Source organism: Acinetobacter sp. YH01004, from assembly GCF_013420455.1.
Classification (GTDB): domain Bacteria; phylum Pseudomonadota; class Gammaproteobacteria; order Pseudomonadales; family Moraxellaceae; genus Acinetobacter; species Acinetobacter towneri.
The window spans coordinates 72028-89198 of record NZ_VOXZ01000006.1; the positions used below are offsets into that span (position 1 = coordinate 72028).

At 40.5% G+C, this 17171-nt stretch carries 17 protein-coding genes and 1 tRNA gene; 13 read left to right on the top strand and 5 right to left on the bottom strand.

The genetic code is table 11. The annotated features are described in order from the left end of the window. Positions 1-249 precede the first annotated feature (249 nt). Entirely contained in the window at positions 250-594 is a 345-nt protein-coding gene (locus tag FTT71_RS06115) for a hypothetical protein (protein ID WP_004973048.1), read from the bottom strand. A 251-nt stretch (positions 595-845) separates the two neighbouring features. Between FTT71_RS06115 and FTT71_RS06120 the strand changes: the two genes are divergently transcribed. Continuing rightward, positions 846-1064 (top strand): DUF1653 domain-containing protein, encoded by a 219-nt coding sequence (locus tag FTT71_RS06120; RefSeq protein ID WP_004973051.1) that lies wholly within the window; start codon positions 846-848, stop codon positions 1062-1064. Positions 1065-1151: 87 nt separating this feature from the next. Here FTT71_RS06120 and FTT71_RS06125 read toward each other — a convergent pair whose 3' ends face one another. The 3 genes from FTT71_RS06125 to ahpC all read right to left on the bottom strand — a co-directional run bounded on the left by FTT71_RS06125 (position 1152) and on the right by ahpC (position 2834). Beyond that, positions 1152-1358 carry a hypothetical protein gene (locus FTT71_RS06125; protein WP_004973053.1) on the bottom strand — a complete coding sequence of 69 codons (207 nt, stop codon included), beginning with the start codon at positions 1356-1358 and terminating at the stop codon, positions 1152-1154. Between the two features lie 250 nt (positions 1359-1608). Continuing rightward, on the bottom strand, positions 1609-1926 hold the full coding sequence (locus tag FTT71_RS06130; RefSeq protein ID WP_225530638.1) for a hypothetical protein: 318 nt from the start codon (positions 1924-1926) through the stop codon (positions 1609-1611). Positions 1927-2270: 344 nt separating this feature from the next. Beyond that, on the bottom strand, positions 2271-2834 hold the full coding sequence (gene ahpC / locus FTT71_RS06135) for an alkyl hydroperoxide reductase subunit C (protein WP_004973058.1): 564 nt from the start codon (positions 2832-2834) through the stop codon (positions 2271-2273). Positions 2835-3209: 375 nt separating this feature from the next. Here ahpC and FTT71_RS06140 point away from each other — a divergent pair, with 375 nt between their 5' ends. The 12 genes from FTT71_RS06140 (at position 3210) to FTT71_RS06195 (ending at position 16314) form a co-directional block, all read left to right on the top strand. Further along, a complete protein-coding gene (locus tag FTT71_RS06140; RefSeq protein WP_180160804.1) occupies positions 3210-7169 on the top strand; it encodes a DUF3418 domain-containing protein in 3960 nt (1319 codons plus the stop codon). A gap of 30 nt (positions 7170-7199) precedes the next feature. Beyond that, complete coding sequence (locus FTT71_RS06145) at positions 7200-8312, top strand: beta-ketoacyl-ACP synthase III (RefSeq protein ID WP_154320667.1); 1113 nt, start codon at positions 7200-7202, stop codon at positions 8310-8312. A 199-nt stretch (positions 8313-8511) separates the two neighbouring features. Then, on the top strand, positions 8512-9933 hold the full coding sequence (gene cysS / locus FTT71_RS06150; RefSeq protein ID WP_180160805.1) for a cysteine--tRNA ligase: 1422 nt from the start codon (positions 8512-8514) through the stop codon (positions 9931-9933). A gap of 65 nt (positions 9934-9998) precedes the next feature. Beyond that, positions 9999-10074 (top strand) — tRNA-Gly (locus tag FTT71_RS06155). Between the two features lie 403 nt (positions 10075-10477). Beyond that, positions 10478-11455, top strand: a complete 978-nt coding sequence (locus tag FTT71_RS06160) for a KpsF/GutQ family sugar-phosphate isomerase (RefSeq protein WP_180160806.1) — start codon at positions 10478-10480, stop codon at positions 11453-11455. A gap of 3 nt (positions 11456-11458) precedes the next feature. Beyond that, entirely contained in the window at positions 11459-11998 is a 540-nt protein-coding gene (locus tag FTT71_RS06165; RefSeq protein ID WP_004973069.1) for an HAD family hydrolase, read from the top strand. A 40-nt stretch (positions 11999-12038) separates the two neighbouring features. Further along, a complete protein-coding gene (gene lptC, locus FTT71_RS06170; RefSeq protein ID WP_004973071.1) occupies positions 12039-12581 on the top strand; it encodes an LPS export ABC transporter periplasmic protein LptC in 543 nt (180 codons plus the stop codon). Then, on the top strand, positions 12571-13137 hold the full coding sequence (gene lptA / locus FTT71_RS06175) for a lipopolysaccharide transport periplasmic protein LptA (RefSeq protein WP_004973072.1): 567 nt from the start codon (positions 12571-12573) through the stop codon (positions 13135-13137). Before lptC ends, lptA begins: the two co-directional genes overlap by 11 nt. Further along, entirely contained in the window at positions 13137-13904 is a 768-nt protein-coding gene (gene lptB, locus FTT71_RS06180; RefSeq protein WP_154320669.1) for an LPS export ABC transporter ATP-binding protein, read from the top strand. The genes lptA and lptB overlap by 1 nt, the downstream gene beginning before the upstream one ends. Positions 13905-14126: 222 nt before the next feature. Beyond that, positions 14127-14726 carry a YigZ family protein gene (locus FTT71_RS06185; protein WP_096900925.1) on the top strand — a complete coding sequence of 200 codons (600 nt, stop codon included), beginning with the start codon at positions 14127-14129 and terminating at the stop codon, positions 14724-14726. Next, a complete protein-coding gene (locus FTT71_RS06190) occupies positions 14719-15345 on the top strand; it encodes a DapH/DapD/GlmU-related protein (protein ID WP_004973079.1) in 627 nt (208 codons plus the stop codon). Before FTT71_RS06185 ends, FTT71_RS06190 begins: the two co-directional genes overlap by 8 nt. A 126-nt stretch (positions 15346-15471) precedes the next feature. Next, positions 15472-16314 carry a universal stress protein gene (locus FTT71_RS06195; protein WP_154320670.1) on the top strand — a complete coding sequence of 281 codons (843 nt, stop codon included), beginning with the start codon at positions 15472-15474 and terminating at the stop codon, positions 16312-16314. 180 nt (positions 16315-16494) lie between these two features. On the opposite strand, the gene FTT71_RS06200 is transcribed toward FTT71_RS06195, so the two are convergent. Beyond that, a complete protein-coding gene (locus FTT71_RS06200; RefSeq protein ID WP_168417936.1) occupies positions 16495-17160 on the bottom strand; it encodes an O-methyltransferase in 666 nt (221 codons plus the stop codon). Between the last annotated feature and the right edge of the window lie 11 nt (positions 17161-17171).

Sequence of the window (17171 nt, forward strand, 5' to 3'; positions counted from 1 at the left end):
GCAAAAACAAAGCACTGCTTTGTTTGCTGCGCAAGGGTACAAGCATATTTTTTGCTGCTATTACGTTATGTGCCAGTCATTTAGAATGAGTAAATTTCCTGTCCCATGCCTTATATCAGCTAAAAAACCTTGCGAGATATATCTCTCATGTCGCAAACATAGACGAATTGTCAACAGACCCTAATTAAATCGTGCTGAATAAAAAACTCCTGAGAACTTGCTCAGGAGTTTTTGTTTTATACAATCAAATTATTGTTGTGCTTTTTCTTTCACATTTGCAGCACCTTGTTCAACCGCACCTGCAGTCGCAGCAGTTGCATCTTTAGCAGCTTGTACAGTCGCATCAGCTGCGTTTTCTGTTGCTGTTGCAACATTGTGTGCAGCATTTTCAGTTGCTTGCGCTGCGTTATCTACCGCAGTTGCTGTAGCAGTAGCAGCTTCATGTGTTGCATCTTTGGCATCATGTGCAGCTTGAGCCGCAGCGTTTTCTAAGTGTTCACCCGTAGTTGCCCCTGTTTCTGGTGCTTTTTCTTTTGCACAACCTACAAGTGCTACAGTGGCAGCAAGACCTAAAGCAATAAGAAGTTTATTCATTATCATGTTTCCTTTTTTTACATCCACTTAAGATGGGATAATGCGAATATAACCAAAAAACAATCAATTTGAAGCTTAAAATTGTTCAAATAATGTAATGGGTTTAGATATTTTTTTGTTGTGTAGATTAGAACGATAAATTAGAGAAAAATATGCCGATGCGATTCATTTTTTCTGATAAGGTGAAATCTTGAGAATGGTTACAGTTTTTATTGTACAGTAATGCCATTCTGTAAGATTGGGATTGTAAAATGCTTAAAAAAGGGATTTATCAACATTATAAAGGGCAATTGTATCAAGTGCTGCATGTGGCTACACACAGTGAAACCCAAGAGAAATTGGTGGTTTATCAATGCTTATATGGCGATTATTCTATTTGGGCCAGACCGCTTGATATGTTCACGGAGAGTATTACTTTGGATGATGACCGTGAACAGGAACGCTTTAAATTGATTCAAGAAGTGTATTAATATTTGAAGTTATTTACCTATTTAAAACGATCCAATCTATTTTTAGATTGGATCGTTATGTGGATGCTCAAAGTTTAATAAAATCAATTATTGAATGGAAATACGGTTAAAGCTTAAATCGTATGCTAAATATTTACTCACAAAAGCTGCTTTATCACTGCGTCTTAATAAGTTGTCATAAATAAATTGTGGTACAGGATGGAATAAATCCCCAGAGCCATTTTCGTAAAATATTTTTAAATAACGTGAAGATGCACTGTATGTCCAGGATGTCACGGCAAGTGTTTTACCCATAAGCAACTCCTTTATTTTTTATATTATTTTTCACAGAATAAATCTGCTTATTTTGAACATAAGTGAAGTGCTTGCTAAAAAAGTATTACAGAATTGTAACTTTTGAATATAAGTTTTTTGCGCAACCTAAACGTGCCAAAAACGACAAAACTATTATGAAGCGAAATAAAACACCACATTTAGGATGTGGTGTTTATGCTTTGCACATGAATAGTCATTCATTTAAATAAAATGATTGAAAGACTAGATTTTATAGATGACGACATTGATCTTCTTTGTCACCAGAAACACGGTTTGTGCCGCCAGTCGGTTTTACGCGGTTATCTTCACATTCTAAATTGCCATTCACGCGGTTATTTTTTACAACGATTGAGCCTGAATTATCTTTAAGTTGAATATTGCCATTTACACGGTTTGACGTGAGTTGGATGTTACGCCCATCTTCGAGTTGGATATTGCCATCAATGCGGTTGGCATGTGCATTAACCTGACTAAAGTTTCCTTTAGATTCTAAATTGCCATCAATCGTACTATTTTTAATTGCCGTATGTGAGTTGGAATGCAACATTAGGTTGCCCTTAATAGTCACATGATCAAGAACACATTGTTTATGCACTTTGACATTATCATCAATAGTTCGATTTTTAATGCTGCCATTACAGTTGAAATCAGCTAAAGCTGGCACTGAAAATGCTATTAATGTTGAAAGTAAAAATAATTTTTTCATAGAACAGCCCTCAAAAATAAATCTCACAACTGTTACCGGTACAGATTCGATTGTAGTGTTGTAATGTTTTTACATTTTCTATTCTAGAGATGAAATATGAATAAATAAGGTAGAAAAGGGTGATGTTCTGATTAAAAAAAACCACGCAAAATATGCGTGGTTTTTTGAGTGGTTTAATCTAAAACTTAGATTTTACCTACTAGGTCGATAGATGGGGCTAAAGTTGCATCACCTTCTTTCCATTTAGCTGGGCATACTTCACCTGGGTGAGCGTGAACGTATTGAGCTGCTTTAACTTTACGAAGAAGTTCTTGAGCATCACGGCCAATACCGCCAGCATTGATTTCGATGATTTGGATTTTACCTTCTGGATCAATTACGAAAGTACCACGGTCAGCAAGACCAGCAGATTCGATTAATACTTCGAAGTTTTTAGAAAGCGTCCAAGTTGGGTCGCCAACCATTACGTATTGGATTTTTTTGATTTCTTCTGAAGAATCGTGCCAAGCTTTGTGCGTGAAGTGAGTGTCAGTAGAAACTGCATAGATTTCAACGCCTAATTTTTGGAATTCTGCGTAGTTGTCTGCAAGGTCACCAAGCTCAGTTGGGCAAACGAAAGTGAAGTCAGCAGGGTAGAAGAATACTACAGACCATTTGCCTTTAAGATCAGCTTCAGTTACTTCAATGAATTGACCGTTGTGGTATGCATTTGCTTTAAATGGTTTAACTTCAGTATTAATTAAGCTCATCATTGTCTCCATGATTAAGGTTTGTATTTCGTTGGCAATAGAGTATCTAATTTTGTTTTATTGCTGAAATGGTATTTTTACATTACTAGCATCGGAAAAACAAATGAGTATGTAAAAAGCGTACACTTTCATCACAGTATTATTGAGTCTTTATTAGGCCTCAAAATGATGATGATTGCATGACAACCTATTTTTCAGGTTCAAATACAACCCATTTCAAGCAATTGGTGAACATACATCTATATGGGGATGCTATTTTGAAATTCAAGGGGGGATTTAAAACTTTTTAAATACGCATTCTAAATCACTGTTCTTTCGCTTAAAGGCATTACAGCGTAAAATACGCGTTTGTGTTTTGGTTAGGAAGCGTATTCTGTGCAGAGTCATTTAAATGTAGACCACCTCGTTTTGGCGCGTGATCGTCATCGTTTAAATCGACTACGAAAAGGCAAAGATGCCAATCCAAAGCAATATCAGGAATTATTTGAAAAATCTAATTTAAAAGTGTTGGAGCGTGCACAGCGCATTCCCAACATTAAGTTGAATCAAGATTTACCTGTGACTCAATCTGCCGAACAGTTGATTACTGCAATTCAGCAACATCAGGTCATTATTGTGGCGGGTGAAACAGGTTCAGGGAAAACTACACAGTTACCACAAATTGCAATGTTGGCAGGTCGTGGTTTAACGGGGTTAATTGGTCATACTCAGCCACGACGTCTTGCTGCGCGTAGTGTATCGCAGCGTATTGCCGAAGAAGTTGGCGAAAAGTTAGGTGAGTCCATCAGCTTTAAAGTTCGTTTTAATGAACAGGGTTCGCAAGATTCAATTGTCCGTTTAATGACCGATGGTATTTTGTTAGCAGAGCTTGTCAATGACCGTTATTTAAATAAATACGACACCATTATTATAGATGAAGCGCATGAGCGTTCTTTAAATATTGACTTCATTATGGGCTATTTAAAGCAACTTTTGCCACGTCGCCCTGATTTAAAAGTCATCATCACTTCTGCAACTTTAGATGTGCAGCGTTTTAGTAACTATTTTAACGGCGCACCTATTTTTGAGGTCGAAGGTCGAAGCTATCCTGTCGAAGTACGTTATCGTCCAATTTCTGAATTAAGCATTGGTGGTAGTGATGATGATGAGTTTGATGACTTTGAAGAAAACTTGCCACGCGCAGTGGTGCAAGCGGTAGAAGAATGCTTTGCCGATGCACAGGAAAAAGGTCATCCTGAACATGCCGATATTCTAATTTTTGCCAGTACTGAACAGGAAATTCGGGAGCTGCAAGAAACCTTGCATAAGCATGGACCGCGTCATACTGAAATTTTACCGTTGTATGCGCGTTTGGCTTTGGCGGAACAACAAAAAATCTTTAATCCTTCAGGTGGTGGTCGTCGCATTATTATTGCCACCAACGTCGCTGAAACCGCACTCACTGTACCCAATATCCGCTATGTGATTGATAGCGGTTTTGCACGTATTTCACGTTATAACTATCGCTCACGGGTGCAGCGTTTACCGATTGAAGCAGTATCTCAGGCAGCAGCGAATCAGCGTAAAGGACGTTGTGGTCGTATTGCACCAGGCGTTTGTATTCGCCTGTATTCAGAAGAAGATTTTTTAAGTCGCCCAGAGTTTACTGAACCTGAAATTAAACGCACCAACTTGGCATCGGTCATTTTACAAATGCAAAGTTTGGGCTTGGGTACGCTCGAAGATTTTTATTTTATTGAGCCGCCAGATCATCGTTTAGTCAATGATGGTCGTAAGCTGTTGATTGAACTCGGTGCGATGATTGAGAAGGGTAAAGCCCCTCTTTTAGACGGAATGAGCAGCTCTGCGACGCAAAAGGGAGACAATCATCCGAATAATTCCACTAAATCCACCGCTAATAAAGGCGAGCTTCAAGGCAGCAGCTTAACCAAAATTGGTCAGCAAATGGCAAAAATGCCGATTGATCCAAGACTGGCACGTATGATTTTAGGCGGTGCGCATTTTGGGGTGTTAAATGAAGTCCTGATTATTGTAGCGGCATTGGCGGTACAAGACCCGCGTGAACGTCCTGCAGACAAACAAATGCAAGCCGATCAAAAACATGCACTGTTCCGTGAAGCAGATTCTGACTTTTTATTCTATTTAAAATTGTGGGAAACTTTACACGAAAACCGTGATGGCATGAGTGAAAACAAACGTCGTACTTTTGCCCGTCAGCATTTTTTAAGTTGGTTGCGTTTACGTGAATGGAAGAAAACTCATGAACAATTGGTGGATTTGGCGCGTGGCTTAAAACTGTCGTTTAATGAGAAAAAAGCCAGTTATGAAAATCTGCATCGGGCGTTATTAACAGGGTTGCTTTCTTTTATTGCCAATAAAACCGATGAGCGCAATGTGTTTATGGCAGTACGCCAACAAAAAGCACGAATTTTCCCTGCATCGACTTTGCATAAAACCAATACACCGTGGGTCATGGCATTTGAGATGGTAGAAACTTCGCAAGTGTATCTACGCACCTTGGCAAAAATTGAACCTGAATGGATTTTATTGGCTGCACGTGATTTGCTGAAGCATCACTATTTTGAACCACATTGGTCTAAAAAAGCAGGCGTGGTGAATGCCTATGATCAAATTTCGCTGTTTGGTCTAATTATCGAGCCGAAACGTCCTGTCAATTACGAAAAGGTCGATCAGGAAGCCGCCCATGAAATATTCTTACGTGATGCTTTAACCACAGGCAACTTGGGCATTACCCCACCATTTTTAAAACACAACCTGCTTAAACTGGAAGAAGTGGAACGGGTTGAAGATAAATTACGTCGTCGTGATTTAGTTGTTGATGAAGAAACTATTTATCAATTTTATGCCGCCAAAGTACCTGCAGAAGTTGCAAGCCGTCGTTCCTTTGAAGATTGGCGTGCCACAGTAGAGCCGCAAAATCCACGTTATTTATTTGTGGAAGATGATGCACTTTGGCTGAATGATCGTCCGACCACGCAGCAATTTCCTGACTATTTGCGTAATGGTGAGCTGCGCTTGGCGGCCAGTTACCGTTTTGACCCCAGCCATGATGAAGATGGCGCAACCGTTAAAATTCCAGTGCAAGCGTTGGCACAGGTCGATGAAAATATCTGGTCGTGGGGTGTTCTGGGTTGGCGTGAAAATTTAATTGAAGCCTTGCTCAAGACTTTGCCTAAAGATAAGCGTCGTCATTTGGTGCCTATTCCAGACACAGCTCGAAAGTTGCTACAACGTGTTGATGCGGTAAATTTACGCGAGCACATTTTTAGCTTTTTGGCATTTCAATTACGTGCTGAACACATCACCGAAAAAGACTTTAGCTTTGAGCGGGTAGATGCGTATTTATTGCCGTTCATTAAAGTGCTAGATGAAAAAGGGCGGGTGATTGAGCAAGGTCGTGATTTATCTGAATTAAAAGCGCGTTGCCATACCGAAACGCATAGTCCTGTAAAGCAGGTGCACGGAGAATTTCAAACTTTTCCTGAACGATTTGTATTTGAAGCTTCGCAAAAAGTTACGGGCGTAGTGGTTAAGCAATATCAGGCGTTGGTACCAAGCAAAACATTTGCAGAGCTTTTACCAAAAGATGAATCGGGTGTGGTGATTCAAACCTTTAATGATCAGAGTGAGGCGATTCGTCAGCACCGTGAAGGCGTGATTCGTTTGCTATATGTGCAATTGGGTGATTTATCACGCCAATTGAAAAAACAAATTGATAAACCCTTGGCTTTGGCGTATTCGCCTTTGGGTGATAAAGCTCAACTTGAGCAAATGTTGATCTATGCAACATTGCAAAGCATTATTGGTGACTTACCAGTCAACTTGGAAGAGTTTCAAAAGTTGCAGCTTGAGGTAAAAAAGACTTTCCTCAGTCATGGTCAAACCACGCTGCGTATCTTTAATGAAATTTATATTGCATGGCAAGACATCCGCCGTCAGCTTCTTATGCTTGATGAAGCAGTTTTTGCTAAAAATATGGATGATATAGAAGATCAGCTGGACTTAATGCATCTGGCAGACTTTGTGTATAGCAAGCCTGTAGAGGTGTGGAGCGAATATCCGCGCTATTTGAAAGCGTTGTTATTACGTTTAGACCGCTTACCCAATAACTTGCAAAGAGACGATGCTGCCATCGCCCAAATTGACCCTTGGATGGACAAATTGTTTAAACACAAACAAGATGCCCGACTCAAGGAATTGTACTTTATGGTGGAAGAATTACGCATATCGCTGTTCTCTCAACCCATGAAAACCAAAATGCCAATTTCTGCAACTCGGCTGCAAAAAGTATGGGAAAAGCTCGGAATCAGTTAAGATATTAGTAATTTCTAGAAGGAGTTTTACATGGGCATTCGCATTATAGGTACTGGTCTTTATCACCCAGAAGATGTTATTACCAATGAAGAGTTGGTCGAAAGTTTAAATGCTTATGTGGAACAGTATAATCAGCTCAATGCTGACAAAATTGCAGCAGGTGAGCTTGAAGAACGTCGTGGCTCAAGTGCTGACTTTATCGAAAAAGCCTCTGGGGTAAAACGCCGTTACGTGTCAGAAAAAACAGGTATTCTGGACATTAACCGTTTACGTCCAAATTTGCGTGAACGCGGGGATGATGAAATTTCGCTACAAGCAGAATGGGGTGTAATTGCTGCAAAACAAGCCATGCAAAATGCAGGCGTGACCGCAGAAGATATTGATGTGGTGATTTTGTCTTGCTCAAACTTGCAGCGTGCTTATCCTGCGGTGGCGATTGAAATTCAAACTGCGCTTGGTATTCAAGGTTATGCCTATGACATGAACGTGGCATGTTCTGCTGCGACTTTCGGCATTAAGCAAGCGCATGATGCGATTAAAGCAGGTGCGCGCCGCGTACTGTTGGTGAATGTCGAAATTACCTCAGGTCATAACGATTTCCGTTCACGTGACTGCCACTTTATTTTTGGTGATGTAGCAACCGCTTCAATTTTGGAAGACACTGAAACCAAAGCAGGTTTCGAAATTTTGGACATGAACCTGTTTACTCAGTTCTCGAATAATATCCGTAATAATTTCGGTTTTTTAAACTTAAGTGAAAATGCAGATATTGACGATAAACGCTTCCATCAAGATGGTCGTAAAGTCTTTAAAGAAGTTTGCCCCTTAGTTGCCAAAATGATTACTGCGCAATTAGAAAAGAATCAGATTGCGCCAACCGAGGTGAAGCGTTTCTGGTTGCACCAAGCCAATGCCAGCATGAACGAACTCATTTTGAAATTGGTGGTTGGTAAAGAAGCAGCACAACCAGGTTTAGTACCTATTATTTTAGATGAGTTTGCCAATACTTCTTCGGCAGGGGTAATTATCGCTTTACACCGTACTGCACACGAAGTCGAAAACGGTGAATATGGTGTCTTGTGTTCATTTGGCGCAGGCTATTCAGTTGGCGCGATTTTGGTACAAAAACGTGATGCTGCATAAGCTTTGCCAAACCGTATAAGATCAGCAAACGCCTAAGTACAGGTATTAAAAAGTTCCTTCTCCTTCGGGAGAAGGCTTGGATCATCCGCGATATTCTCTTCACACAGACACATACAGAATAAAAACATCGAAAAACTTTATGAAAAATAATGCTTAGGTTAAGATGGAGCATCTTTTAATAGACCTATTTTGAAAACCTATGCAACCATTTGTTCTATATAACTCAGAGCAACGAAAAAAAGTTGAATTTGTTTCGCGTAAAGAAGGACATATCGACATGTATGTCTGTGGCATGACGGTTTATGATTACTGTCATATCGGGCATGCGCGGGTTATGGTTGCATTTGACTACATCATTCGCTTTTTGCGCAGTCAAGGTTGGAATGTGAAATATGTCCGCAACATTACCGACATTGACGACAAAATTATTAAACGTGCCAATGAAAATGGCGAGAGCATTCAAGCTTTAACAGATCGTTTTATTCAAGCCATGAATGAAGATGCGGCAAACTTAGGCTGTGTTGAACCTGATGCTGCACCACGTGCCACTGAATATATTGATCAAATGCAAAATATGATTGGTAATTTGGTCAATAAAGGCACAGCTTATCCTGCAAGTAATGGCGATGTTTATTTTCAGGTTGAAAAATTTGACAAATATGGCCGTCTTTCAGGTCGCAAGCTAGAAGACATGCAGGCGGGCGCGTCTGAGCGTGTTGATGTTGAAGTCGACAAAAAGCATCCATTTGACTTTGTTTTGTGGAAACATGCCAAAGAAAATGAACCATCTTGGGCTTCGCCGTGGGGCAATGGACGTCCGGGTTGGCACATTGAATGTTCTGCGATGTCGACTTGCTGCTTAGGTAATCATTTTGATATTCATGGTGGTGGTTCAGACTTAATGTTCCCACACCATGAAAATGAAATTGCCCAGTCTGAAGCATCAACAGGTGAGCAGTATGTAAATTACTGGATGCACGTTGGCTTTATTAATGTCGATGGCGAAAAAATGTCGAAGTCATTGGGTAACTTCTTCACCATTCGTGATGTGATGGAAAAATTCCATCCTGAAGTGATCCGCTACTTTATTGTGTCATCGCATTATCGTAGCCCTGTAAACTTCTCCGATGTAGCACTCAAAGAAGCCAAAACCGCATTATCACGTTTCTATCACTCATTTAAAGCTTATCAACAAGCGTACGGTACGCAAACAGTTGAGCAGTTAGATGAGGCTTTGGTGGAACGTTTTAATGCCGCAATGCGAGACGACTTTAATACAGCCGAAGCAATTGCAGTTCTGTTTGAAGTCAATAAAGAGCTGAACCGTTCAGTAAAAGAGCAGCAGGCAGATCAGGCGGCGGTGTACTATTCGACTTTGCGTCATTTGACCAATATTTTAGGTTTGGTGCAGCATGATGTTGACGAATTCCTGAAGTCTGATATTGGTCAGGACGCTTTAGGTTTATCTGAACAAGCCATTGCAGACTTCATTCAGCAACGTCAGGATGCCAAAAAAGCCAAAGATTTCGCCCGTGCTGATGAAATTCGTCAGTCTTTGCTCGATCAAGGTGTGGTCTTGGAAGATACCCGTCAAGGTACAGTATGGCGTCGTGCTGATTAATTGAGCACTTGGGAGCATAGAGAGTTGACAGTTGTATGAAATTCTCTATAATTCACTTCCATATTGCGGGAATAGCTCAGTTGGTAGAGCACAACCTTGCCAAGGTTGGGGTCGCGAGTTCGAGTCTCGTTTCCCGCTCCAAAATTTTAAAAAACGCTTATCGAAAGATAAGCGTTTTTTTATGGCTGTTTGTTACAGCTTGCTTGCAGTCAGCTTTATAGATGGGTTTGATCCATAATTTTTAGAGCATTTTCGTTGAAATATGCTTCTGAGCTAGTTCTATCTTTAGCTTTATCTGCAACTTTGAATCAATAAAATAAATAGCCTAAGCTCAAATATGATTGTTTTTCATTTGAAACTCGAGTCAAAAAGCGAGTTAATTAAAACAGCATACAAAAATGCGTTAAAACAAAAAACACACGCAGAATCAAAGTGTAGAATTGCATAGATATGCTAAAATTGCGAAAATTAAATGTGCTTCAATAAATCACTTTTATTGAGGTGTAGAAAATACTCAATTTAAGTTGAACGTTGAATGCCAAACATGTCAAATACCATTGATTTCCAATCTGTAGCCTTAGACACTTTAAGAATAGAAGAACAAGCATTACAAGTCTTGGCGACGCAAATTGATCAGCGTTTTAGCCGTGCCTGCGAAATCATGTTGCATTGCAAAGGGCGTGTTGTGGTCACAGGTATGGGAAAATCAGGTCATATTGGTCGTAAAATGGCTGCGACGTTTGCCTCTACAGGCACGCCGTCTTTCTTTATGCACCCGGGTGAAGCAGGGCATGGTGATTTGGGAATGTTGGTACGGGGTGATGTTTTAATTGCCATTTCCAACTCCGGCAAAAGTGATGAAATTATGATGTTGATGCCACTCATCAAACATCTGGAAGTTCCTCTAATCACAATTAGCGGTGATGATCGCGGGCCGATGCCACAAAATGCTGATGTCGCTTTAACATTAGGCAATATTCAGGAAGCTTGTCCACTTGGTTTAGCACCAACCTCAAGTACGACTGCAACCTTGGCATTAGGTGATGCATTGGCTGTAGCGTTACTTGATGCACGTGGTTTTACTGCCGATGATTTTGCTCGTTCACATCCTGCAGGCGCTTTGGGTAAGCGCCTGTTATTGCATGTGAAACATTTGATGCATACCGGTACAGAATTACCTAAAGTTGCACCAGATACACCAATGAACAAAGTGTTATACGAAATTTCAAACAAACGTCTAGGTTTAACCACAATTGTCGATGATAATGACGTCTTGTTAGGCATTTTCACCGATGGTGATTTACGACGTTTAATTGATAAACAACAGGGCTTTGATGTGAATTTACAAGTTGGGCAAGTGATGACTCAACATCCTGCAACGATTTCACAAGAAGCACGTGCAGTTGAAGCTTTAGAGCAATTACGTGACCGTAAAATCAATCAGTTTGTGGTGGTGGATGATGCCAATAAAGTCATTGGTGTGATCAGTATGCATGACTTGATTCAAGCAGGGGTAAACTAAACAATGGCATCTTATATTTTATTAGAGCAAGCGCGTCATATTGAAGCTTTGGTTTTAGATGTCGATGGAATTCTAAGTGATGGTTTTGTCACCTTAACCAACAGCGGTGATGAAATTAAATCATTCGATATTCGTGATGGTTTAGGTATGAAACTGGTGCAACAAGCAGGTGTTAAAGTCATTATCATCACGGGTCGTAAAAGTAATATTGTCGAAAAACGCATGTCCGATTTAGGTGTAGATTTGGTCTACCAAGGACGTGAAGATAAAGGCACTGCATTGCAGGAAGCCTGTGCCAAGTTAGGTTTATCACCTGCAGATTGTCTCTATATGGGCGATGACTGGCCTGATCTTTCAGCGTTTTCGATTGCGGGGATGAAAGTCACAGTGCCAAATGGACATATTGAAGTGCGTCGTCGTGCCGATTTAGTCACACAGGCCATGGGTGGGCGCGGTGCGGTACGTGAAATCTGCGATATGATTTTAACCGCCAAAGGTGTGTACCAAAGCTTACTTGAAAAATATCTCAGCATCCCTCATTAATTAAGTCATACATTCAAAGGTTTGAGTTACAGCCCCACTTATGGATACTAAAGTTTTATACGTTACTGCGATTGCAATTGCAGCTGTAAGTGGTGGTTATTACTATTACAGCGGTAAAGGCAAAAAACTGGAAACTGACGCTGCTCGCTCTATGACTTATAGTGCAGAGCAAATTCATCTGACCCAAACAGATGAGCAGGGCAATTTATATGTGCGTGCGCAAATTGACCGTTTAGAGCAAGACATGCAGCAAAAAACCTCTAAGCTGGAAAATTTGAATGCCTCTATGTATAAAGCGGGCGCGGTGGATGCCACTTTTTTTGCTAAACAGGCACAAGGTTTTAATGACAATGAAAAGGTTGTGTTGTCAGATCAAGTGCTAGCAACCAAGTTACTCGCTCAAGGCAAACTGACGCTTGAAACAGTCGAGTTGAATGTGTTTCCTAAAACACGTGAAATCAGTACCGAAAAACAAGTGACTGTACAATCTCCACAGGCTGATTTTATCAGTCAGGGCTTAAAAGCCAATTTAAATGACGGGCAATACGAATTTTTTAATATTCGAGGAAAGTATGAACCATAAATCTAAGCTTACAGCTCCTAAAGCGTTGATAAAACAAGCAGCACTTGTGGGCTTGGCGGTGCTTTCATCGGCAGGTGCATGGGCAATTCCGTCAGACCGCAGTCAGCCTATTACTTTATTGGCAGACCGTGCGACCTTTAGTGAACGTACTGGCGTCACCACTTATACAGGCAATGTGGTGATTGAACAGGGCACCATGAAACTGCAGGCAGATTCGATTGTTGCTAATCTGAACAGCAAAAAAGAAATTAGTGTCATTACGGCAACGGGCAGACCTGCGCAATTCCAGCAAAAGACTGATCCAGCCAAAGGGCTTGCCAAAGGTCAGGCGCAAAAGATTGTTTACAATGCTGAAACAGGCATTATCACCTTAACGGGTGGCGCACTTTTAGAGCAAGATGGAGCCAGTATTCGTGGTAATACCTTGCGTTATAGTATGAACAAAGGCGATGTTGAAGCGATTGGTACACCGAACAAAACTGGTTCTGAAGCGGGTCGTGTAAAAATTGTGATTCCACCATCAAGTTCAAAATCATTCCCGGGAGCGCGTGATTAATGGATCAAACGAGCGCAGCACAGGACAGCGTCCAGCACGGTCAGCAGACTTTGTGTATTAAGCATTTAGCCAAAAACTATAATAAGCGCTGGGTGGTTAAAGACGTTTCATTTGAAATGAAAAGTGGTGAAATTGTCGGGTTACTTGGGCCGAACGGTGCGGGTAAAACCACCAGTTTCTACATGGTTGTGGGTTTGGTGCGTATGGATAAAGGCGAAATCCATTTAGATCAACTGGATTTATCTGACCTTGCCATGCATGAACGTGCGCGTAAGGGGATTGGTTATTTACCGCAAGAAGCCTCTATTTTCAGAAAGCTGACCATCGCTGAAAATATTATGGCTATTTTAGAAACCCGCAAAGATTTAAATAAACAGCAACGTCAGCAGCGTTTATTAGAATTGCTGGCAGATTTTAAAATCACGCATATTAAAGATTCATTAGGGATGAGTGTGTCGGGTGGCGAACGCCGTCGTGCAGAAATTGCCCGTGCTTTGGCAGCAGACCCTAAATTTATGTTGTTAGATGAGCCTTTTGCAGGGGTCGATCCTATTTCTGTCGGTGATATTAAAGATATCATTCGTACCTTAAAAGATCGTGACATTGGCGTATTAATTACCGACCATAACGTCCGTGATACTTTAGCCATTTGTGAACGTGCTTATATTGTTAGCGAAGGTTCAGTCATTGCAGAGGGTACACCGCAAGAAATTCTGGAAAATGAAATTGTGCGTGAAGTTTATTTGGGTGAAGACTTTTTTGTTTAAAGCTTGAATGTTCTAATCGTTATTGGTTTTCGTATGCTTACTGCATAAGTTGTAGAACAGAAAGTCGTGTAAACATTATTTAACCTTCTATACCTTTGAGGATAGAAGGTTTTTTCATGGTGGTTATCAGTCCAAATAAGCTATAACTCTAAATACGTTAGAGCGCTAAACACGTTATAATTATCAAGTTTTTATTTAACTGGTTGATTGATCTGGAGTGTTATGCCATTTACCATTGCTGCGCCCATCACTTTTGAAGAAGAAATTAAAAAAAGTCGATTTCAGGCAATTGCTGTGCCTGTAGATAATGAGCAAGCGGTAAAAACTTTTTTGGAACAGCAGCGTGATTCATCTACCACACATCAATGTTGGGCATGGAAAATCGGGCATCAATTACGTTTTAATGATGATGGCGAACCTTCAGGTACGGCAGGACGTCCTATTTTAGCCACGATTGAAGGCAATGAGTTGACTAATGTTTTGGTGTTGGTGAATCGTTGGTACGGCGGCATTAAATTGGGCACAGGCGGCTTGGTACGTGCCTATGGGGGATGTGCAGGGCAATGTTTGGCTCTAGCAGAAAAAATAGAACTGATTGAAAAAAAGACCGTGCAATTTTCCTGTCATTTTAATGAGTGGGCAATTTTACAATACGAGCTAAATAGTCAGCAGATTGAGTACAGCGAAGACTACACCGCCGAAGGCGTGTTGGTAAAGGCATTCATGCAAGTCGATCAAATAGACCCTTTAAAACTAAAATTACAAGATATTAGCCGTGGGCGTGAACAACTCAAAATCCTTGAGGATGATCAAGATGACTGAAGCAAATTCACCTGATCCATTATCGAAGTACCGTGAGCAGCATAAACACCGTTTAAACTACATGCCGTGGTTATATTGGTCATTAAAACCTAAACATCGTGCTTGGGCAGAAGCTTGGCAGCAGGAATATCAAGCTTATTTAATGGCAATGGAAACGGTAGAGATTGGCAAAAACTGTTTTATTTCACCATTGGCACATATTTTTGCAGAACCAGGACGTAAAATCAGTATTGGCGATAATACCTTTATTGCAGCCGATTGTACTTTGCATGGCCCTTTAGAAATTGGCAATGAAGTCGCGATTAATCACCACTGTATTTTAGATGGTGGCAGAGTTGGAATTAAGCTTCATGATCAGGTGCGTATCGCAGCATATTGTCATTTATATGCATTTGATCATGGCATGGCTTTGGATCAGCCCATTTATCAGCAAGCGGTGCGTTCACAGGGCATTGAAGTTGGTAAGGATGTTTGGTTAGGTGCGCATGTTGGTGTTAAAGATGGGGTGAAGATTGCGGCACATGCAGTCGTTGGTATGAATAGCATGGTCACCAAAGATGTTCAGGAGCGGGAAATTGTGGTAGGAAACCCTGCCAAATTGATTCGTTATCGTGAGTAAATACGATGCAGCAAGGCTAAATCTTTAAACTTCATTACATTTTTTCATGTCCCTGCAACACGAGTTGTGTTAAGTTAAAAATAACAACTAAAAAATAGCCTGCAAAAGGCAGTAAGAGAGGCAATAATGAAACGTGTAATTGCTTGTATTGATTCTTCGCCTTGTATTAATGCGCTTGCTGAAGCTGCTGCGTGGATTGCAACACAAACTCAACGTGAATTGGTGTTATTACAAGTTTTGGATTATTACCCCGCCAGTTATCATTTGGGGGAAATTAGTGGCGTGATTGGTTTTGAAAGTAATGCGATGTTACTCAAAGAATTAGCTGAGTTGGAACAAAAACAAAGTGAATTAGCACTCGACTATAGCAACAATTTATTGCAGCACATTTCCAATATGATTCAGGAAAAATATGAAATTGTACCTACTCAAATTCAAGAAAAAGGCGATTTTCTAGAACAAAGCTTCAGTGTGTTGAATGAAGACGATATTGTGGTGATTGGACGCGTGGGCGAAAAATCTGCTGAACGCAATAAGGCTTTAGGGAGTAATGTCGAAAACTTTATTCGTGGTGCAAATTGTACCGTGATGACTGTGGGAGAGCATTTTAAAGCACCAACCCGCTTTATTTTTGCTTATGAATATTCCCCAACTTGCATCAAAATGATGAAGCGAATTGCACAAAGTGATTTGCTTAAATTACTGCAATGTCATTTGCTTTATGTGGGCGATCATCCTGAAGTTTTAAATGAACCTGCAGATTTTTTAACAGCAGCGGGTTTAGATGTGGTGGTTGAATATCGTTATGGTGATGTAGCTGAAAATATTTTAGATTATCAACGTGAACATGGTATCCAGTTGATTGTACTAGGGGCATTTAGCCACAGTAAAATTCATCAATTTTTCTTGGGAAGCATTACCACCAATATTTTCCGTAACTCAACTGTTCCTTTGTTGGTGGCAAAGTAAAAATCGTAAATGATTCAAAAAAGATCATTTCAAAAGATTGTTTAGTTGAACTGATGTAAATGCTTGCTGACTGTCCATGGTTATCCGCATAAATTGTGGATAACTGTATGGACAGTACATGTAACATTATAATATATAATGTAAAATCGATTCAGGTTGTTTTTTAACCTTACGTTGGGTTTACTTTACAATCGCTAAAGCAAAGCCATCGTGACCTTTGCTGCCTACAGTTTGTAATGCGGTACAAGATAAAATTCGAGGATGGTTTTGCATTGCAGTAAACATATCACGAATACCCTCAATGCTCGGCTTGTGATTTTCAGGATTTAAAATTTCACCCGCGCGAATCACGTTGTCTAAAAAGATAATTGTACCTGAATGGGAAAGATTAAGACTGAGTTCTAAATATTCAGGATAGCTTTGTTTATCTGCATCAATAAAAATAAAATCAAAGGCTGCTGTATCGGCAGGGAGTGCTTTTAAAATATCGGCAGCTCGTCCGACTTTCAATTCAACCTGTTGTTTCAGCTGGGCACGATCAATATTTTCTTGACCTAAAGCAGCGTGAGTATCACGTCCTTCTATTGTTAGAATATAACCATCTTCAGGTAGGGCACGCGCGAGCCACATGGTGCTGTAAGCTGCAAAGGTACCCAACTCCAATACCCGTTTGCATTGGTTCATCTGAATGAGCATTTGTAGCAACATCCCCTGATTTGCGGCAACAGCAAGGTGGTCTGGAAAACCTTTGGCATCGGTATTTTCCAAAGTTTGCGTCAAAATTGGGTCTTCGGGGATTAAATGTGATTCGATATAGTGATCGATATCCGTCCACATTTGTTGCATAGTCAGCTCAC